General features: G+C 69.8%; 17 protein-coding genes. 8 read left to right on the top strand and 9 right to left on the bottom strand.

The genetic code is table 11. The annotated features are described in order from the left end of the window. Nucleotides 1–69 precede the first annotated feature (69 nt). Nucleotides 70–765, top strand: a complete 696-nt coding sequence (locus tag CSW64_RS22390; RefSeq protein ID WP_099621752.1) for a nucleotide-binding protein — start codon at nucleotides 70–72, stop codon at nucleotides 763–765. On the opposite strand, the gene CSW64_RS08760 is transcribed toward CSW64_RS22390, so the two are convergent. Genes CSW64_RS08760 through CSW64_RS08770 form a run of 3 tightly spaced genes read right to left on the bottom strand, consistent with a single transcriptional unit; the run spans nucleotide 743 to nucleotide 2,614 of the window. Beyond that, on the bottom strand, nucleotides 743–1,183 hold the full coding sequence (locus CSW64_RS08760) for a flagellar basal body protein (RefSeq protein WP_099621753.1): 441 nt from the start codon (nucleotides 1,181–1,183) through the stop codon (nucleotides 743–745). The genes CSW64_RS22390 and CSW64_RS08760 overlap by 23 nt on opposite strands. Then, nucleotides 1,173–1,508: a rod-binding protein gene (locus CSW64_RS08765; protein ID WP_099621754.1), complete on the bottom strand. Its 336-nt coding sequence runs from the start codon at nucleotides 1,506–1,508 to the stop codon at nucleotides 1,173–1,175. Before CSW64_RS08765 ends, CSW64_RS08760 begins: the two co-directional genes overlap by 11 nt. Continuing rightward, entirely contained in the window at nucleotides 1,508–2,614 is a 1,107-nt protein-coding gene (locus CSW64_RS08770; RefSeq protein ID WP_099621755.1) for a flagellar basal body P-ring protein FlgI, read from the bottom strand. Before CSW64_RS08770 ends, CSW64_RS08765 begins: the two co-directional genes overlap by 1 nt. 200 nt (nucleotides 2,615–2,814) lie before the next feature. Here CSW64_RS08770 and fliX point away from each other — a divergent pair, with 200 nt between their 5' ends. From fliX to CSW64_RS08795, 5 genes are all read left to right on the top strand, one after another. Further along, nucleotides 2,815–3,252: a flagellar assembly regulator FliX gene (fliX, locus tag CSW64_RS08775; RefSeq protein WP_099621756.1), complete on the top strand. Its 438-nt coding sequence runs from the start codon at nucleotides 2,815–2,817 to the stop codon at nucleotides 3,250–3,252. Between the two features lie 95 nt (nucleotides 3,253–3,347). Then, a complete protein-coding gene (dksA, locus tag CSW64_RS08780) occupies nucleotides 3,348–3,773 on the top strand; it encodes an RNA polymerase-binding protein DksA (protein WP_099621757.1) in 426 nt (141 codons plus the stop codon). Nucleotides 3,774–3,869: 96 nt separating this feature from the next. Further along, nucleotides 3,870–4,277: a nuclear transport factor 2 family protein gene (locus CSW64_RS08785; RefSeq protein ID WP_099621758.1), complete on the top strand. Its 408-nt coding sequence runs from the start codon at nucleotides 3,870–3,872 to the stop codon at nucleotides 4,275–4,277. A gap of 55 nt (nucleotides 4,278–4,332) precedes the next feature. Beyond that, entirely contained in the window at nucleotides 4,333–5,673 is a 1,341-nt protein-coding gene (gene gltX / locus CSW64_RS08790) for a glutamate--tRNA ligase (protein WP_099621759.1), read from the top strand. A 97-nt stretch (nucleotides 5,674–5,770) separates the two neighbouring features. Further along, entirely contained in the window at nucleotides 5,771–7,864 is a 2,094-nt protein-coding gene (locus tag CSW64_RS08795) for a multicopper oxidase family protein (RefSeq protein WP_099621760.1), read from the top strand. Here CSW64_RS08795 and CSW64_RS08800 read toward each other — a convergent pair. The 4 genes from CSW64_RS08800 to CSW64_RS08815 form a co-directional block, all read right to left on the bottom strand. Then, nucleotides 7,861–8,691 carry a LytTR family DNA-binding domain-containing protein gene (locus CSW64_RS08800; protein WP_245863875.1) on the bottom strand — a complete coding sequence of 277 codons (831 nt, stop codon included), beginning with the start codon at nucleotides 8,689–8,691 and terminating at the stop codon, nucleotides 7,861–7,863. The two genes, CSW64_RS08795 and CSW64_RS08800, sit on opposite strands and share 4 nt — an antisense overlap. Further along, nucleotides 8,688–9,365 (bottom strand): DUF2306 domain-containing protein, encoded by a 678-nt coding sequence (locus CSW64_RS08805; RefSeq protein WP_099621762.1) that lies wholly within the window; start codon nucleotides 9,363–9,365, stop codon nucleotides 8,688–8,690. The genes CSW64_RS08800 and CSW64_RS08805 overlap by 4 nt, the downstream gene beginning before the upstream one ends. Nucleotides 9,366–9,499: 134 nt before the next feature. After that, nucleotides 9,500–9,814 carry a CC_3452 family protein gene (locus tag CSW64_RS08810; RefSeq protein WP_099621763.1) on the bottom strand — a complete coding sequence of 105 codons (315 nt, stop codon included), beginning with the start codon at nucleotides 9,812–9,814 and terminating at the stop codon, nucleotides 9,500–9,502. Nucleotides 9,815–9,887: 73 nt separating this feature from the next. Next, a complete protein-coding gene (locus CSW64_RS08815) occupies nucleotides 9,888–10,496 on the bottom strand; it encodes an LOG family protein (RefSeq protein WP_099621764.1) in 609 nt (202 codons plus the stop codon). Nucleotides 10,497–10,594: 98 nt separating this feature from the next. Between CSW64_RS08815 and CSW64_RS08820 the strand changes: the two genes are divergently transcribed. Together CSW64_RS08820 and CSW64_RS08825 are read left to right on the top strand one after the other, a co-directional pair. Then, nucleotides 10,595–11,377 (top strand): hypothetical protein, encoded by a 783-nt coding sequence (locus CSW64_RS08820; RefSeq protein WP_099621765.1) that lies wholly within the window; start codon nucleotides 10,595–10,597, stop codon nucleotides 11,375–11,377. After that, a complete protein-coding gene (locus tag CSW64_RS08825) occupies nucleotides 11,377–13,209 on the top strand; it encodes an ABCB family ABC transporter ATP-binding protein/permease (RefSeq protein ID WP_099621766.1) in 1,833 nt (610 codons plus the stop codon). Before CSW64_RS08820 ends, CSW64_RS08825 begins: the two co-directional genes overlap by 1 nt. Nucleotides 13,210–13,308: 99 nt before the next feature. Here CSW64_RS08825 and CSW64_RS08830 read toward each other — a convergent pair whose 3' ends face one another. Continuing rightward, on the bottom strand, nucleotides 13,309–16,599 hold the full coding sequence (locus CSW64_RS08830; RefSeq protein WP_099621767.1) for an efflux RND transporter permease subunit: 3,291 nt from the start codon (nucleotides 16,597–16,599) through the stop codon (nucleotides 13,309–13,311). A gap of 24 nt (nucleotides 16,600–16,623) precedes the next feature. Further along, complete coding sequence (locus CSW64_RS08835) at nucleotides 16,624–17,694, bottom strand: efflux RND transporter periplasmic adaptor subunit (RefSeq protein ID WP_099621768.1); 1,071 nt, start codon at nucleotides 17,692–17,694, stop codon at nucleotides 16,624–16,626. Between the last annotated feature and the right edge of the window lie 192 nt (nucleotides 17,695–17,886).

Below are 17,886 nucleotides of genomic sequence, written 5' to 3' on the forward strand. Positions count from 1 at the left end.
CATCATGTTTTTGACACGCGTCTGGGATAACGCCGTTGTCTTCCGGGGCGGTCGTTGGGGAGCCGGCACATGCGGACGCTCGCGATCCTTTCGCGCAAGGGCGGCACGGGCAAGACGACGCTGGCCCTGCATCTGGCCGTCGCGGCCCGCGCGGCGGGGCTGTCGGCCCTGATCGCGGACCTCGACCGGCAGCATTCGGCGATGGAGTGGGCGCGGGTGCGCGGTCCGGTGGGGCCGGCGGTCGAGCCGGTGAAGCCCGGCGCTCTGTTCACGCGCCAGCAGGACGCCCGCCGCCAGGGCCTGGACCTGCTGGTCGTCGACACCGGCCCGAACATCGAGGGCGACGTCGAACAGGCCACGCGCTGCGCCGACCTCTGCCTGGTCGTGACCCGGCCGAACTTCTTCGATGTGCGGGCCGTCGCCGACACGGCCGCCCTGGTCGAGCGGATCGGCCGGCAGGGCGTCTTCGTGCTGAACCAGGCGCCGCCTCGGCGCAGCGGGGTCGAGGCGCCTGTCGTGGTCGAGGCCGCCGAGGGGTTGCAAGGGCTCGGGCTGCCGCTGGCGCCGATCGGGCTGCGCGCCCGCGCCGCCTACCAGCAGGGCGTGGCCATGGGGCTGACGGCGCAGGAAATCGACCCGGCCTGCCTGGCGGCGCGGGAGGTGACGGCGCTCTGGCGCTGGGTGGCCGCGGCGCTCTGGCCGATGCCGGGGCTGGAGCGCCGGCCGGAGCCGGCGGACGACGTCAGGCCCGTTTGTTCAGCGTGATCGCGCGGGCGTCGCCGGCGTGGGGATTGGCGGCGGGGCCGTAGCCGGTTCCGCTGGTCCGCTGGGAGGCGACCTCGTCGGCGATGGCGCGGACCAGGCCCTCGGTGATGGTGCGGGCGGCTTCGATCGCTCTGCCCTGGCGCGCCAGGACGGCGTCGAAGGCTTCGGTCGACCGCATCAGCCGCGCGCGCTGCTCCAGCGGGGCGGCTTCGATCATCGCCGGCGCGGCCCGCACCTTCTGCGACTCCAGCCGGTAGATGTTGGCCAGCCGGGTCATCTCCTCCATCGACTCGGCGGCGTCCTGCGGACGGCGCTGTTCGAAGGCCTGGCACTGGGCGGCCATCATGCCGGTCAGGCGGTCGGTGAGGATGATCAGCTGTTCGACGCGGTCGGCGGCGTCGCGGGCGTCAAGCGCCATGGACGTTTCCTTCTGAACTGAGACCCTGGAGCTTGAGCATTTCGCGCTGGACGGAGTCGGCGACCCCGACGCCGCCGGATTTGGCGATCTGTTTGCCGATGGCGTCGGTCAGGAACGAGCGCCACATGCCCTCGGCCTGGCCGCCGCCGAACGGACCGTCGGTGGGCAGGCTGTCGAACATCGGCTTGAGCATCGCGGCGATGAACGAGGCCTCGAAGTCCTGGGCCGTCTTGGCGATCTGGCCGCGCTTGGCCAGATCGGCGGCGGAGCCGGCCGTAGGCTTGCTGAGATAGAGACTGGTCGGAGCCGTGATCGTGGCGTCCATCACATCACCTCGATGTCGGCTTGCAGGGCGCCGGCGGCCTTGATCGCCTGCAGGATGGAGATCATGTCGCGCGGCGTGACGCCCAGGGCGTTCAGCCCGGCGACCAGGCTGGACAGCGAGGCGCCGTTCTTCAGCGTGATCAGCCGGCGGCCGCGCTCCTCGTCGACGCTGATCGAGGACTGGGGCACCACCGCGGTCTGGCCGCCGCGGCTGAAGGGCGCCGGCTGGCTGACCAGCGGGGTCTCCTGGACCGAGATGGTCAGGTTGCCCTGGGCGATGGCGACGGTGCTGATCCGGACGGCCTCGCCCATGACGATGACGCCGGCGACCTCGTCGATGACCACCTTGGCGGGGGTGTCGGCGTCGATCTCCAGGTTCTCCACCTGGGCCATGAAGCCGACCATGTTCGAGCCGGCCGGCGGGCGCAGGGTGATGATGGTCGGGTTCTCGGCGTAGGCCGAGCCCGGGAAACGGGTGTTCACCGCCTGGGCGACGCGCTGGGCGGTGGTGAAGTCGGGATTGCGCAGGGTCATGCGCATCTGGCCCATGCCGGCCAGCTGGAAGCCGGTCTCGCGCTCGATGATCGCGCCGCCGGCGATGCGGCCGGCGGTGGGCACGCCTTTGGTCACCGAACTGCCCGAGGCGCCGGAAGCGGAGACCGAGCCGGTCTGCACCGTGCCCTGGGCCACCGCATAGACCTGGCCGTCGGCGCCCATCAGGCCGGTGACCAGCAGGGTGCCGCCCTGCAGGCTCTTGGCGTCGCCGGCGGCCGAAACGGTCACGTCGACGGTCGAGCCGGAGGCGGCGAAGGGCGGCAGCTTGGCGGTGACCATCACCACCGCGGCGTTCTTGGTGTTGAGGTTGGTCTCGCGAACGTTGACGCCGAGACGCTCGAACATCGCCTCGAGGCTCTGGCGGGTCATCGGGGCGTTGCGCAGGTTGTCGCCGGTGCCGTTCAGGCCGACGACCAGGCCGTAGCCGGTCAGCAGGTTCTCGCGCACGCCCTCGAACTCGACGACGTCCTTGATCCGGGACTTCGCGAAGGAGGGGGCCGCTACGGACAGGGCCAGGGCCGCTACAATGACGCCGACAATCGAAGAACGCATCAGGACTCCCGCCCGGCAGGCTGCACTGCGCGCGTCCATGCGAGAACCGGGCCAGGAAATTCCTCAGCGTTTTCAGTCGGAAGGTTGGTTAAGGGCGTCTGGCGCCGCCCCTTCGGCAGAAATTGCCCGGCATTAACCATACCGCAAGCGGCGCGGCGGACATTGAGCGGCGACCAAAGAGTTCAGGAACGCGCGTCGCCATGAAGGTTACCAGCACGAGCGGAGCCGGTTCGGCAGGCGGGGCCAAGGCCGCGCGTCCGGCGGCCGGGCAGGGAAGTTTCGCCCTGCCGTCGACGGGCGGCGGGGTCGAAGCCGCCGCGGCCGCCGCGCGTACGGCGGGCGTGTCGGCGGTCGGCTCGCTCGACGCGCTGCTGGCCCTCCAGGACGTCGGCGGGCCGCTGGAGCGGCGCAAGCGGGCCGTCGGCCGCGCTGGCCGGATCCTGGACGTCCTGGACGAGGTGAAGCTGGCCCTGATCGACGACGAGCTGTCGCCGACCTCGCTGGATCGCCTGCTCCGCGCCATCCGAGAGGAGCGCCAGGGGACCGACGACCCCCGCCTGGAGGGGGTTCTGGACGAGATCGAAACCCGCGCCGCAGTTGAGCTTGCGAAGCTCGAACAGGCGAAAGTTGCGGCATGAACGCACGCTGAGCACGAGGTTCATTGTACGCGGACCCGCGTTTGCTATAAGGCCACGCTCGCGTGAGCACTGCGTAGAGGGGGCTTGAGGCGTCAATGCAGACGGCTACGGTTCTAAAAGTCAGTGATTATCGTCCTTCGGACGACGAACCCTTCATGAACGAGCGACAGCTCGAGTATTTCAAGCAAAAGCTGCTGGACTGGAAAGAGGACATCCTTCGCGAATCTCGCGAGACGGTGAACCATCTCCAGAAGGAAACCGAGAACCATCCCGACCTGGCCGACCGAGCTTCCTCGGAGACTGATCGGGCTCTGGAGCTTCGGACCCGTGACCGGCAACGGAAGCTGATCTCGAAGATCGACGAGGCCCTGCGCCGAATCGAGGACGGGTCCTACGGCTACTGCGAGGAGACGGGTGAACCGATCGGCCTCGCCCGGCTGGAGGCCCGCCCGATCGCGACTCTGAGCCTCGAGGCCCAGGAGCGGCATGAACGTCGCGAACGGGTCCATCGGGACGACTAAGCTTACAGCCTACCCCGCCGGTTTCTTACCGGCGGGGTAGTGTCTTTTCGGGGCGGGGCGTGGCCTGATCGGGGTTCAGAACCCTGGAGCCGCCGCATGTCCGCCGCCGAACCCGTCCGTCTCGCCACTCTCGCCGCCGCCCAGCGGTACGTCGACGCCTGGGTCGCGGGCGACTTCCCGGCGATGATGGCCGCCTATTCCGACGACTTCGTCCTGCACTGGTTCGGCCAGAACCCGTTCGCCCGGACCTATGAAGGGCGCGAGGCGGCGATCGGCGCCCTGATGGAGTTCACCCGGCGCACCGGCCGACGGCTTCTGGCCGTGGTCGACGTGATGGCCGGCGCCGAACGGGCGACGGTGATCGTGCGCGAGCAGATCACCGTCGGGGAGGAGACGCGCGAGATCGAGCGGACGCTGGTCTACCGCGTCGCGAACGACCAGCTGGCGGAATGCTGGGTCTACGACCAGGACCAGCGGTTCATCGACCGGGCGCTCTCCGCTTGACTTGGCGGCCTCTAGAGCCGACCTAGCCCGGCTCTAGAAGAGGACTGCTATTCTCATGACCGTGAAGGTCCGTTTCGCTCCGTCGCCCACCGGGCGTCTGCACGTCGGCAATATCCGCACCGGCCTGATCAACTGGCTGTACGCCAACGGACAGGGCGGCCAGTTCGTGCTGCGCATCGACGACACGGACCTGGAGCGCTCGACCAAGGAATACGAGCAGGGGATCGAGACCGACCTGACCTGGCTGGGCATGGGCTGGAGCGAGCGCCACAACCAGTCCGCACGCTTTCCGCTGTATCAGGAGGCCGCCGAGCGCCTGAAGGCGACCGGCCGCCTGTATCCCGCGTATGAGACCCAGGAAGAGCTCGACCGCCGCCGCAAGGTGCAGCTGTCGCGCGGCCAACCGCCGATCTACGACCGGGCGGCCCTGAAGCTGACGGCTGAAGAGCGCGCCGCGCTCGAGGCCGAAGGCCGTCGTCCGCACTGGCGCTTCCGTCTGGAAGGCAAGCGGGTGAAGTGGGAGGACCTGGCGCGCGGCCACTGCGAGGTGGACACCGCCTCGATGTCGGACCCGGTGCTGATCCGCGAGGACGGGCTGTTCCTCTACACCCTGCCGTCGGTGGTCGACGACATCGACATGGCCATCACCCACATCATCCGGGGCGAGGACCACGTCACCAACACCGGCGCCCAGATCGAGATCTTCGAGGCCCTCGGCGCGGCCGCGCCGGCCTTCGCCCACACCACGCTGCTGGTCGGCGCCGACGGCGAGGGGCTGAGCAAGCGCCTGGGCTCGCTGTCGATCATGGAGCTGCGCGAGAAGGGCTACGAGCCGCTGGCCGTGGTCTCGCACCTGGCCCGCATCGGCACCTCCGATCCGCTGGAGCCCGGAGCATCGATCGAGGCCCTGGCCGCGACCTTCAGCTTCGACAAGCTGGCCCACCGCGCCGCGCGCTGGGATCCGGAGGATCTGGGCAAGATCAACGCCGCCATCCTGCACGGCATGGACTACGCCGCCGCCCAGCCGCGCCTGGCCAACCTGAGCGCCGACCTGGGCGAGGCCTTCTGGACGGCGATCCGCGCCAACCTGTCCTTCTTCGGCGACGTGTCGGGCTGGGCCCGGGTGGTCGGCGGGGCGATCGCGCCGGTCGTGGCCGACGAGGACCGCGCCGTGGTCGAGGCCGCCCGCGACCTGCTGCCGGAGGCCATCGACGCCCAGACCTGGAGCGCCTGGACCAACGCGGTAAAGGAGAAGACCGGAGCCAAGGGCCGCGGCCTGTTCATGCCGCTGCGCAAGGCGCTGACCGGCCTGGACCACGGTCCGGACATGGCCTCGATCCTGCCGCTGATCGGCCGCGAGAAGGCGGCGAAGCGCCTGGCGGGCGAGACGGCCTAGGCCGGATCCTCGCTCGCCGATCAGGCGAGTTCCGCTACTTGTGCGTGCGGCTGAATTGCCGCAAGCTTGCCCTCAGGTTGCAGATCGGGGGCGAGGCATGCATCAGGCGAAAACCCGCGCGCGGCGCGGACGGTGGGTTCTGGCGGGCGCGCTGGCGCTTGGCGTTTCGGGCGCGGCGCTCGCGCAGTCCGGGGCGGGAGCCGGCTCCGGGCAGACGGTCGGCGCGCCGCCGCTGCTGACTCTGACGCCGCCGGGCCCCAAACCTCTCACCGGAATGGGCGTGGCGCCGCCGTCGGCGGCCGACGGACCGGAGGTCCAGGCCAACCTGGACGTCGTCTACATCAACTCGCGGATCTGGAACCCGAACAGCAAGATGTTCGATCAGGTGCGGCTGCGCGCCTACCAGGACGCCACGCGGCCGAATGATCCGAGCCGGCCCTATGTGGCCCCGACCCTGGTGGCCAAGCCGGGCAACACGGTCCGCATCCTGATGCGTAACCTGCTGGACGCGGAGCAGGGCTGTCCCGGGCACGGGAGCGACATCAACGTTCCGCACTGCTTCAACACCACCAACCTGCATTCGCATGGCCTGTGGGTGAGCCCGGCGGGGATCAGCGACAACGTCCTGCGCACCCTGCCGCCGAACAAGGACTTCACCTACGAGTACGAGTACAACATCCCCGCCGACCATCCGGCCGGCACCTTCTGGTACCATCCGCACGTCCACGGCTCGACGGCGATCCAGGTGGCCAGCGGCCTGGCCGGAGCGTTAATCGTGAAGGGCGAGCGGCTGCCGCAGCGGGCGGCGGGCGGCGGCGTGATCCCGGGCGACGTCGACGTCCTGCTCAAGACCGCGCCGGACAAGACCTTCGTGATGCAGCAGATCCAGTACATCTGCCGCGATCCCAAGGCGCCGCCGGGACCGAGCGGCCTGCGGCCCTCGAAGACGCTTGGCCCGGGCGGCCCCTGGATCTGCGACAAGGGCGACGTCGGCGTGCTGGACGGATACGACGTCTTCGGTCCCAACTGGGGGAAGTCGGGGCGCTTCACCACGGTCAACGGCGCCACCACGGCGCTTCTCTCGCAGGACGCCCGCGTCGGCATGCCCGAGCGCTGGCGTTTCATCCACGGCGGGGTCGGCGACACCATTCGCGTGTCGATCCGCAAGCGGCTGGCGAGCGCCAAGGCGATCGACCTGACCAAGATCGCCGCGGCGAAGCAGGACGAGATCATCGAACAGCAGTGCGAGCCGACCAAGGACGCCGTCCCGCAATTCGAGATCGCCGCGGACGGCCTGACCCGGACCCGCGCCCTGGAACGGAGCAGCACCTTCCTGCAGCCCGGCTATCGCAGCGACGTGCTGGTCGCCTTCGACGAGCCCGGCGAATACTGCGTGATCGACGAGACGGTGAACGTCGCCACGCAGGGCGTGCAGGGCAGTTCCGAGCGTCGTCAGCTGCTGTTCCTGGTGAAGGTCGACGCAGGGTCCGGCAAGGCGGCCCCGCCGCGCGACCAGGTCGTCGACCTGTTGGCCTCGTCCGCGGAGCGCCTGGCCATTCCCGACACCGCCTTCAAGGCCGCCATCGTCAAGGGCCTGCGCGAGACCCTCGACCTGACGGCCTTCGCCCCGCACACGACGCTGGCGAACGCCAAGATCGACACGCATCAGACGCTGTTCTTCTCGCTCAGCAACGAGTCGACGAAGCCGTCGAAGGGCCCAGCGGTCGGACGCGTGGTCGGCAAGATGAAGCGGTTCGATCCGAACGACTTCAGCCGCACCCTGGTGCTCGGAAACACCGATGAATGGGAGTTGCGCATCGACCCGGAGGACGGGGTGAAGATCGGCCACCCGTTCCACATCCACGTGAACCCGTTCGAGATCATATCCGTGACCGGGCCGGGCGGCCGCGACCTGACCGCCGATCCAACGTCGCAGTACTTCGGGATGAAGGGCGCCTTCAAGGACACCGTCTTCATCGAGTACGAGGCCGTCGTGAAGGTGCGCAGCCACTACCGCCGGTACATCGGCGACTTCGTCCTGCACTGCCACATCCTCAACCACGAGGACGGGGGCATGATGGAGATGGTGCGCATCGCCGACCGGGGCGCGGACGGCAAGCCGCTGGTGCTCGGCCACGGCCTGATCGACGCGGGCGAGGGGACTCCCAAGTCCGGACACGAGGGGCACTAGCCGGCCGGCGTGGCTTCGCCCTTCAGCCGGCGCAGAATGGCGTCGCGGTAGGTCCGGCTGGCGACCAGTTCGGCGCCGCTCTCCAGCGTCAGCCGCCAGGCGCCGTCGGAGAGCGGCTGCGCCGTCTTCACGCGGGCCAGGTTGACCAGCGTCGAGCGGTGGCAGCGGGCGAAGACGGCGGGGTCCAGGCGGTCGGCCAGAGTCTGCAGCGTCTCGCGGATCAGGCCTTCGCGACCGGCCCAGTGGACGACGACGTAGTTGCCGGCAGCGCCCAGCCACTCGATCTCGGCCGTGTCGATGGCGGCGCGACGGCCGCCGAGGCTGACCAGCAGACGGGGTGAAGGCGTCGCCTCTGTCTGTGCGGCGCGGGCGGTCGAGAGCAGGGCGCTCAGGTCGTCGGCCCGCGCCTGGGCCTCGCGAGCGCGGCGGTGATGGGCGGCGGCGAGGGCGACGGCGACGATGGCGGTATAGAGCAGGATGGCCACCGGCAGCCGGGCGAGGGTCCTGGCGGCGAGGTCGCCGGTCCGGCCCGCCATCCCGGCGTCGATCAAGCTGGCGACGAACGCTTCCAGGGGGATGCAGACCAGCCCCGCCATGATCAGGGCGGCCAAACCTCCCGCTCCGCCGCCGAAACGGCGCAGCAGGAGCCAGACCAGACCGGCCGCGGGCAGCCAGGCGGCGTAGATCGAGCCCTGCCAGAGCAGGGAGGCTCCGACCCCCAGGTCCGGGTCGGCTCGCCGTGCGAACCAGGCGGCCGAGACCGTGGTGGCCAGCCAGCTGTAGGCCGTGAAGGCCCAGACCCAGGTTGCGGTCGGGAGCCGTTTCAAGCGCTCGCCAAGCCGCGCCGACGTCGGGCCGCCAGGACGGTGATCCAGCCGATCGCCAGGACTTGGAACAGGATCGACGGCCAGAGCTGACTCCATGGGGTGGGAAGGGCGGTCAGGAAGTTGCCGGAGAAGGCGCTGAGGACCGCGCTGTAGGCGCCCAGCATCTTCGCCAGATGCTCGTAGGTCCAGAGGTCGGGCGAGAACGGCCAGTCCGTGGGGCGGAGGAAACGCCACAGGTCCCAGCCGCCGAGCAACAGGGCCGAGGTCGCCAGGGCCATCGTGACCGCGACCCCGCCGCCGCCGGTGCGACCGTTCGCCAGCAGCGCCAGGATCCACAGTCCGACGCCGACGGCCGCCAGGGTGACGGCCCAGTCGATCGGTCGGGCGCGGTCGCCGGCGCGCAGATCCGGCCGCTTCCGGCCCAGGACCCTGAGGCCCGAGACCAGGCCCAGGGTGGCGGTGGCCGAGAGCGCCGTGAAGTAGGCGCTGAAACGGAGCGCCGTCATCAGCCAGGCGCAGACCAGCAGGACAGCCATCAGGCCGGCGAAGACGCGGCCGGACAGTCGGTGGGCGCGCGAGCCCTTGCGGGTCAGCAGCGGCGCCAGGCCGCCGAGCGTCGCCAGCAGGCCGCAGCCGACATGCAGGACGAGGGCGGGTTTGAAGAGCAGGTCCATGGCCGCTTCCAAGACCGGCGCGGCGGCGTCGGCCAGCGGTCCTGGGACCAGTTGCGGCCTGGCGGGACGAAAGCCGCCAAGGCAAAGGGCGGCCCCGTCGCCGGAGCCGCCCTTGTTCGTCGGTCTGGAGGGGCCTAGGCGCCCTTGGCGGCGGCGTTGCAGGCGGCCAGGGCCTCCGGGGTGAAGTCTTCGCCACGGTAGCTGAAGGCGGTCAGCTCGCCGAGCTTGCCGGCCAGCTGGCGGCAGGTGCGATCAGCCGGCACCGCCTTGACCTTGGCCGAGCGGCAGACGTCGACCTTGCACTTCCAGACCGCGCCGTCGAAGATCAGGGTGTCGCGGGTGGTCTTCTCCTTGAGGGTCAGCCACCCGCCCTGGGTCGTCTGTTCGGCGGCCATGGCGGAACCCGCCAGGGCCAGCGCCGCGACGGCGCCGAAAGCAAAAGCACGCATAGTCGTCTCCTATCCCCGCGCCGGAGGGGAGTCCGGCGCTCTTGATGTCGGGATAGTGAGTTTCTAATTGAAACTAAGTCAAGCGCGCCGTATCGGGATGCACGGCGTCGGCGTCCCGCACCACGCTCATCGAGCGGATCGCGGGGACCACGTCCTCGACCTTGTCGACGGAGCGCCAGGCCTTGGCGAAGTCGGGCGGCGAGAGGCGTTCGCGGATGGTGTGCTCGAACAGCTCGAACAGCGGATCCCAGAAGCCGCGCGGGTTGTAGAAGACGACCGGCTTCTCATGCAATCCCAGGCGTTGCCAGGACAGCAGCTCGACGATCTCCTCCAGCGTGCCGATCCCGCCGGGCAGGACGACGAAGGCGTCGGAGCGCTCGAACATCATCATCTTCCGCTCGTGCATCGAGCTGACGATCACGGTCTCGACGTCGTCGAAGGGCTGCTCGCGGCCGCGCAGGAAGTCGGGGATGATTCCCAGCACCTTGCCCCTGGCGTCGTGCGCCCCGCGCGCCGAAGCGCCCATCAGGCCGACTCCGCCGCCGCCGTAGACGAAGCGCATGCCGGCGCGAGCGATCTCGGCGCCGACCTCGTAGGCGGCTTCGAGAAACTCGGGGTCGGCGTCGTTCGACGAGCCGCAATACACGCAGACGGAATCCAGGCGTCCTGGCTGGTTGGGCATCCCAAAGGCTCCGGGAAGAAAAAGGCGCGCTTGCGAGCGCGCCGTCGAATACAGATGTGAGTCTACAATCGGATTTACGACGAGGGGTTTCAAGAGACGTGACGGTTCGGGCGTTGGCGCTGGCGGGTCTGATCCCGCTTCTCGGCCTTGGGGCCTGTGAACGGGGCGCGTCGCGGCCGGAGCCGGGCAAGCCCGCAGCGGGCGGCGAAGCCGGCTATGTCGCGCCGCCGATCGTGCTGGCCGCTCAGCCCTCGAGCAACGGCGTGGTCCTGTCCGGCGCCGCCGCGCCGAACGCGGAGGTCAAGCTGGGCGCGCCGAGCGGCGAGGTGATCAGCGCCAAGGCGGACGGGAAGGGCGCTTGGACGGCTGTCGTGCCGGCGTCCGACAGCGTGCGCTTCTACGGCCTGCTCATGGGCGTCGAGGCGCGCGTGGTGCAGTCGGAGGGCTATCTGGTCCTGACGCCGAACAGCGCGGCTCAGCTGCGCGCCGGGGCCGGCGCCAAGGTGATCGCGCCGGCGTCGCGGCGCCCGCGCATCCTGGCGGTCGACTATGACGGCGGCGGCGGGGCCGTGGTCTCCGGCGTGGGCACGCCCAGCGCCCTCGTCGGCCTGCGGGTGGATCGCGCCGCCCGCGGCGAATCGACGGTGGACGTCCAGGGGCGGTTCGCCATTCCGCTGGTCCAACCCCTGGCGATGGGCGTCCATGAGTTCGAGGTCGCGGCGGAAGGCGGCGAGGATGTCGCCGCCGTCGAGATCAGCCGGTCGACGCCGCCGACGGACGGTCCCTACCGGGCGACCCGCCTCCCGTACGGCTGGCGGATCGACTGGAGGACGCCCAGCGGCGGACTGCAGACGACTCTGCTGCTGGACCAGGGCGGCTGATGCGCGGCTTCGCGGTCCGGGACGCTTCGACGGCGGCTTCTGTCGAGGCCAAGGCCAAGCCGGTCACCGCCCTCAGGGACCTGTTCTCGCTGGTCATCCGGTCGCGGGCCCCGGGCCTGCGCTGGCGGCTGACGACGGCGCTGGGGCTGACGCTCGCCGGCAAGATCGCGGGCGTGTTCGCGCCGCTGCTGCTGGGGGCGGCGGTCAACCGGCTGACGGCCGGGCAGGGGGCGGCGGTGCAGGTCAGCGTCAGCTTCGCGGCCCTGGCCGCCGGCTGGGCCCTGATCCGCTTCCTCTCCTCGGCCGCGCCCCAGGCCCGCGACGCCATCTTCACCCCCGTCGCCCAGGCCGCCCAGGCCCGGGCGGCGTCGGAGACCTTCGCGCACGCCCTGGCGCTGTCGATCGACTTCCATCAGACCAAACGGACGGGCGCCCTGTCGCGGATCATCGACCGCGGCGCGCGATCGATGGATTTCCTGCTGCGGGCGCTGGTGTTCAACCTAGGCCCGACTGCGATCGAACTGGTCATCGCCGCGGGCGTCCTGGCCGGCGCCTACGACTGGCGGTTCGCGCTGACCACCGTGATCACCGTGATCGTCTACGTCGTCCTGACCTTCGTCGTCTCGGACTGGCGGATCGCCCATCGCCGGGCCTTGAACGAAGCCGACGCCGAGGCGGCCGGCCGCGCCGTCGACGCCCTGCTGAACTACGAGACGGTCAAGGCCTTCGGGGCGGAGACACGCGCCGTCGCCGACTACGGCCGGGCGCTGGAGACCTACAGCGCCGCCCAGGTGAAGGCGACCAACAGCCTGACCCTGCTCAATGTTCTGCAGTCGGCGATCATGAGCCTGGGCCTGGGCGTGATGGCGATCATGGCCGGGTTCGAGGCGGCGGCCGGGCGGATGGGGCCGGGCGACATCACGGCCGCCATCCTGATCCTGATGAACCTCTACGGGCCGCTGAACATCCTCGGCTTCGCCTACCGCGAGATCCGCCAGTCGTTCATCGACATGGAAGCGATGATGGACCTGCGCCGGCAGGCCCCCGACATCGCCCAGGCGCCGGACGCCGACGACCTGCCCCTGGCGGAGGAGGGACGCGGCGGCGCGGTGGCCTTCGAGAGCGTCTCCTTCCGTCACGGCGCGCGTTCGGAAGGCGTCGCCGACATCAGCTTCATCGCCCGGCCGGGCGCCACCGTGGCCCTGGTCGGGCCGTCCGGCGCCGGCAAGACCACCCTGGTTCGCCTGGCGCTGCGCATGATCGATCCGCAGGCCGGGCGGATCACGCTCGACGGCGTCGACCTGAAGCAGCTGAAGGTGGCCGCGCTGCGCGAGGCGGTGGCGCTGGTGCCGCAGGACGTCGCTCTGTTCAACGACACCCTGGGGGTGAACATCGGTTTCGGCCGGCCCGACGCGGCGCCGGAGGAAATCGTCGCGGCGGCCGAGGCGGCCGAGCTGTCGGCCTTCATCGCCGGCCTGCCGGAAGGGCTGGAGACCCGGGTCGGCGAGCGGGGCCTGAAGCTGTCGGGCGGCGAACGCCAGCGGGTGGGCCTAGCCCGCGCCCTGCTGGCCGATCCGCGGGTGCTGATCCTGGACGAGGCCACCAGCGCCCTGGACAGCCGCACCGAGGCGGCCATCCAGCAGACCCTGCGCCGGGCGCGGAAGGGCCGTACCACCCTGGTCGTCGCTCACCGCCTGTCGACCATTGCCGACGCCGACGAGATCCTGGTCCTCAAGCGCGGCCGGATCGTCGAGCGCGGCGCTCACGCCGACCTGCTGGCGCAGAACGGCGAGTACGCTGCGTTGTGGAAGCGGCAGACGCGGGGGAAGTAGAAGAAGCCGAGGGACATGCACCGTAGGCGCGTGTCCCTGCTGTCCCAGGCTCTTAATGAGAACGGGGACACGCACCGGAGGTGCATGTCCCCGTCCGCGCTACTCCGCCGCCTTCGGCAGGACGATTGGGGTGTCGTCCATGGCGTGCTCGTCGCTGCGCTCGCGCTGGCTCCAGGGGCGGCCGCGGACCCAGTGGTAGATGTTCCGGAAGCGCCGCGACAGCGTCTTGGGCGCGGCCAGGGCGGACGGGGTCAGGAACAGGGTCAGCAGGGTCGAGAAGCTCAGGCCCCAGACCACCGCGCCCGACAGCTGCACCCACCAGTCGGAGCCGGGCGACTTGTACTCCAGGTGCGCGCCGCGGAAGTTCGGGTGCAGCTGGAACATCAGCGGCAACAGGCCGATGACCGTCACCACCGTGGTCAGCATGACCGGGCGGAAGCGCTGGACGGCGGCGCGCATGGCGGCCTCGTCGGGCGCGTAGCCCTGGCGTCGGAGCTGGTAGAAGGTGTCGACCAGCACGATGTTGTGGCCCACCACCACCCCGGCCAGGGCGACGACGCCGGTCCCCAGCATGATCACCGAGATGTAGGGGAAGGTGCCGCCCAGGTTGACGATCACCCCCAGCAGCACGCCGGCGACCGACAGGATCACCGCCGAGAGCGTCACCACGATCCCGTAGAAGCTGTTGAACTGCCACAGCAGGATGATGCCCATCATGAACAGGGTCGCGGCCATGGCGACCATGAAGAACTGGGCTGCCTCTGTGTTTTCCTCGTCGGCGCCGGTGAACTTCCAGCGGACCGACGGGTCGAGCGGGGCCTTCTCCAGCCAGGCCTTCATCTCGGCGATCTTGACGTTGGCGGCCACCCCCTCGGCGGCGTTGGCCTGGATGATCACCAGGCGCTGACCGTCGCGGCGCTGGATGGTCGTCACCTGTTGGCCGGGGTTCTGCTTGACCAGGTAGCTGGCCGGGACAGGACCGTTCGGCGTGGTGATCTTCAGCCGGTCGAAGGCGGCCAGGTTGCGGGCGTCGGGTGTGAAGCGCACGCGGATATCGAGCTCGTCCTCCGCATCGTCCGGCCGGAACCGGCCGACCAGCACGCCGTCGGTGATGAACTGGATGGCCTGGCCGACGCTCAGTACGTCGACGCCGTAACGGCCCGCCGCCTCGCGGTCGACGGCGAGGTTCATCTCGATGCCGGGCGAGGCGCGGCTGTCCTCCTGCTCGATCAGCTGTCGGTCGGCGGCGAAGTGCGCCTTGACCAGTTCGGCCGCCTTGTTCAACGCCTGCGGGTTGGCGCCGCGCAGCTCGACCTGCACGTCCTTGCCCTGCGGCGGGCCGTTCTGCGGCAGGCGGACCTCGGTCAGCACGCCGGGGACGTCGGCGATGCGCTTGCGCACCTCGGCGGTGATCTCGTTGCCGGTCACGCCCAGCGCTTGCCGCTCCTCGTGGTCGACGTAGTCGAGCGAGATCCGGCCGACAGTGTCGTTCGGCGGCGCGCCGAAGCCGCCGCCGCCGGTGAAGCGGCCGGCCGAGGCGTAGATCGACTCCACGCCCTTGATGTTCTGCAGCCGGGCCTCGACGCGGCGGGTCAGTTCGTCGGCCGCCTGGACCGACAGGTTGCCCCGCGCCTTGACCCAGACGGTGCTCTCCTCCGGATCGCTCTCCAGGAAGAACTCGATCGGGCGGGCCTTCAGGCCAATGCCCTCGAAGCGGCCGCCCTGCATCAGGCCGAAGATCATGACCACCGAGAAGAGGATGAACAGCGTGACGGCCGTCACCCGGAAGGGATGGTGGTTCGCCCACCACACCGTCTTGGCGTACCAGCCCATGAAGCCGGTCATCTGGCGCGGATCGCCCTGTTCGGACTTCTCGATCTCGGCCAGGTGCTCCTCGTCGACCCCGGCGGTGCGGCCGAAGATCGAACCGAGCGCCGGCGTGAAGATCAGGGCCACGAAGATCGAGGCGCTGAGCACCATGATCAGGGTGATCGGCAGGAAGCTCATGAACTTCCCGGGGATCGAGTTCCAGAACAGGAACGGGATGAAGGCGCACAGGGTGGTCAGCGTGCCGTTGAGCACGGGCCAGAACATGCGTTTGCCGGCGGCCGCGAAGGCCTCCTCGCGGTTCATGCCCTGGGCCATCTTCCGGTCGGCGTACTCCACGACCACGATGCCGCCGTCGACCAGGATGCCGACCGCCAGCACCAGGCCGAACATGACCATCATGTTCAGGGTGATGCCGAACGACTGCAGCAGCAGGAAGCCCATCATGAAGCAGAGCGGGATCGACATCCCGACCATCAGGCCGGATCGCACGCCCAGGCTGGCGACGATGATCACCATGACCAGGATGGTGGCGATGATCAGCCCGCTTTCCAGCACCGTCAGGCTGCGGCTGATGAACTCGCTGGCGTCCCAGGTGTAGTCGACCTTGATCGTGTCCAGGCCCTGGCTCTTCCAGCGCGTCTGTTCTTCGCCGACCGTCTTCCGGACCGCCTCCACCGAGTCGAGGATGTTGGCGCCCGAGCGCTTGACCACGTCGATCGAGAAGGCCGGCTGGCCGTTGAAGCGCGAGATGCGGCTTGGCTCCTTGAAGGTGCGGCGCACCTCGCCGATGTCGCCGATGGTGATCAGGCGATCCCCGTTCTTCTTGATCGGCAGGGCCAGGATGTCGGCGGGATCCTCGACCACGCCCGGCACCTTGACCGCGAACCGGCCCTGCTGCGTCTGCAGGTTGCCGGCCGGGACCAGCTGGTTGTTGCGGCCGATGACCATGGCCAGCTCGGACGCGGTGACGTTGGCCGCCTCCATCCGCACCGGGTCGATGGTCACTTCCATCAGCTCCTCGCGGCCGCCGCCCAGGTCGGTGCGCAGCACGCCCGGCAGGGTCTCGAGCCGGTCCTGCAGCTCGCGGGCCGTCTGGTAGAGGGTTCGCTCTGGCGCAGGCCCCGACAGCATGATGCCGATGAACGGATCATCGGAGACGTTGGCCTCCTCGATGATCGGCTCCTCGGCGTCCGGCGGGAACCGGCCGCGGGCCATGTCGACCTTGGCGCGGACGTCCTGCAGGACCTTGTCCTTGTTAAAGTTCACCTCGAACTCGAGGTAGACCATGGCCGCGTTCTGCACGGCCACGGCGTTCATCTCCTTGAGGCCTTCGAGCGACTGCAGCTCGCGCTCCATCGGCCGGACGAGCAGGCGCTCGGCGTCCTCGGGCGACACGCCGGGGTAGGGGACCTGGATCATCACGAACGGGATGGTGATGTCCGGCTCCGACTCGCGGGGCAGGTTCAGATAGGCCAGGAAGCCGAACAGCGAGGCGATCAGGGCGATGCCGAGAACCACCTTCCGCCGTTTGATGGCGCCGTCGATCAGGGCTGAGATCATCGGATCGTCTCCCGAACGGCGGCGTCAGCGAGCTGCCGCCGGGGCGGGAAGGCGGACCCTCTGCCCCTCGGACACGTAGGACTGGCCGACCACGATGACCTGGGCCGGGCCGCGCAGACCGGAGACCCAGACGCCTTGCGGCGTCTCGTCCAGCACCTTCACCGGAGCGAAGGCGACCATGTTCTGGGCGCCGACGTAACGGACGCCCTGGCGGCCGGCGGAGTCGAGCACCAGCGCCGCGGTCGGGGTCAGGTGGGCCGGACCGGCGCCGACGGTGATCTTGACGTCGGCGGAGAGGCCCGCGCGGGCCTTGGCCCCGGGGTTGGAGGCCTCGATCTCGACACGATAGGTGCGGGTGGCGGGGTCGGCGTCGCGGGTCACCAGACGGACGCGGCCGTGGATGACCTCGCCGGAGACCAGGGTGGCCGCGGCGGGCGCGCCGACCTGGATGCCGCCGACGTCGCGCTCGGCCACGTCGGCCACGATCACCAGCGGATCGAGCTGGATCAGGGTGCCGCAGGCCGCGCCCGGCGACAGATAGGTTCCGACCTCGGCCTCGCGCCGGTCGAACACGCCGTTGAAGGGCGCGCGGATGTTGACCTGGTCGAGCAGGACCTCGCCCTGGCGGACTTGGGCGTTGGCGCCGTCGAGGTTGGCCTGGGCCTGCAACACCTGGGTCTGCGAGCGATAGCCCTGAGCGGCCAGGCGGTCGGAGGCCTGCTTTTCGAGCTGACGGGTGCGCTGCAGGGCGCGAGCCTGGTCCAGGCTGGCCTGGCGGGCGTCGGTGGAGATCCGGCACAGGACCGTCCCCTTGGCCACGAAGGCGCCTTCGCGGGCCGGCGTGGCGGCCACCGGGCCGGCGGTCTCGGCGCGCACGACGACGGCCTTGTTCGCCTCGGTGCGGCCGCGCACCGCGACGACGTAGGGCCGGCTCTCCTCCTGGATGGTCTTCACCTGGACGAGCGGCAGCTGCGGCTTGGCCGCCTGGGCCTTCTCCTTGCTGGCGAACAGGCCGACGACGCCGCCGACGATGAAGAACAGGATGACCACGGCCAGGATGCCGCCGGCGACGAGATACGCAGGTTTGACTTTCATCGCTCTCCCCAAGCGCGCGCCCGGCGCGCTGGGTCGCGACGCGCGCCCGCAGCACTCCCCAGGAGCTTAATCTGAACAGTGTTAGATATCGTCGGTTTGCGGTGCGCCGCAAATGAAATTCCGGAAATGTTCCGAATTTTCGCGTTGTTGGCGCCACACCCTGTTACAGTTGAGGCACGGTCCTGCTCGGCG

It is taken from the genome of Caulobacter mirabilis, assembly GCF_002749615.1.
In the GTDB taxonomy this organism is placed as follows: domain Bacteria; phylum Pseudomonadota; class Alphaproteobacteria; order Caulobacterales; family Caulobacteraceae; genus Caulobacter; species Caulobacter mirabilis.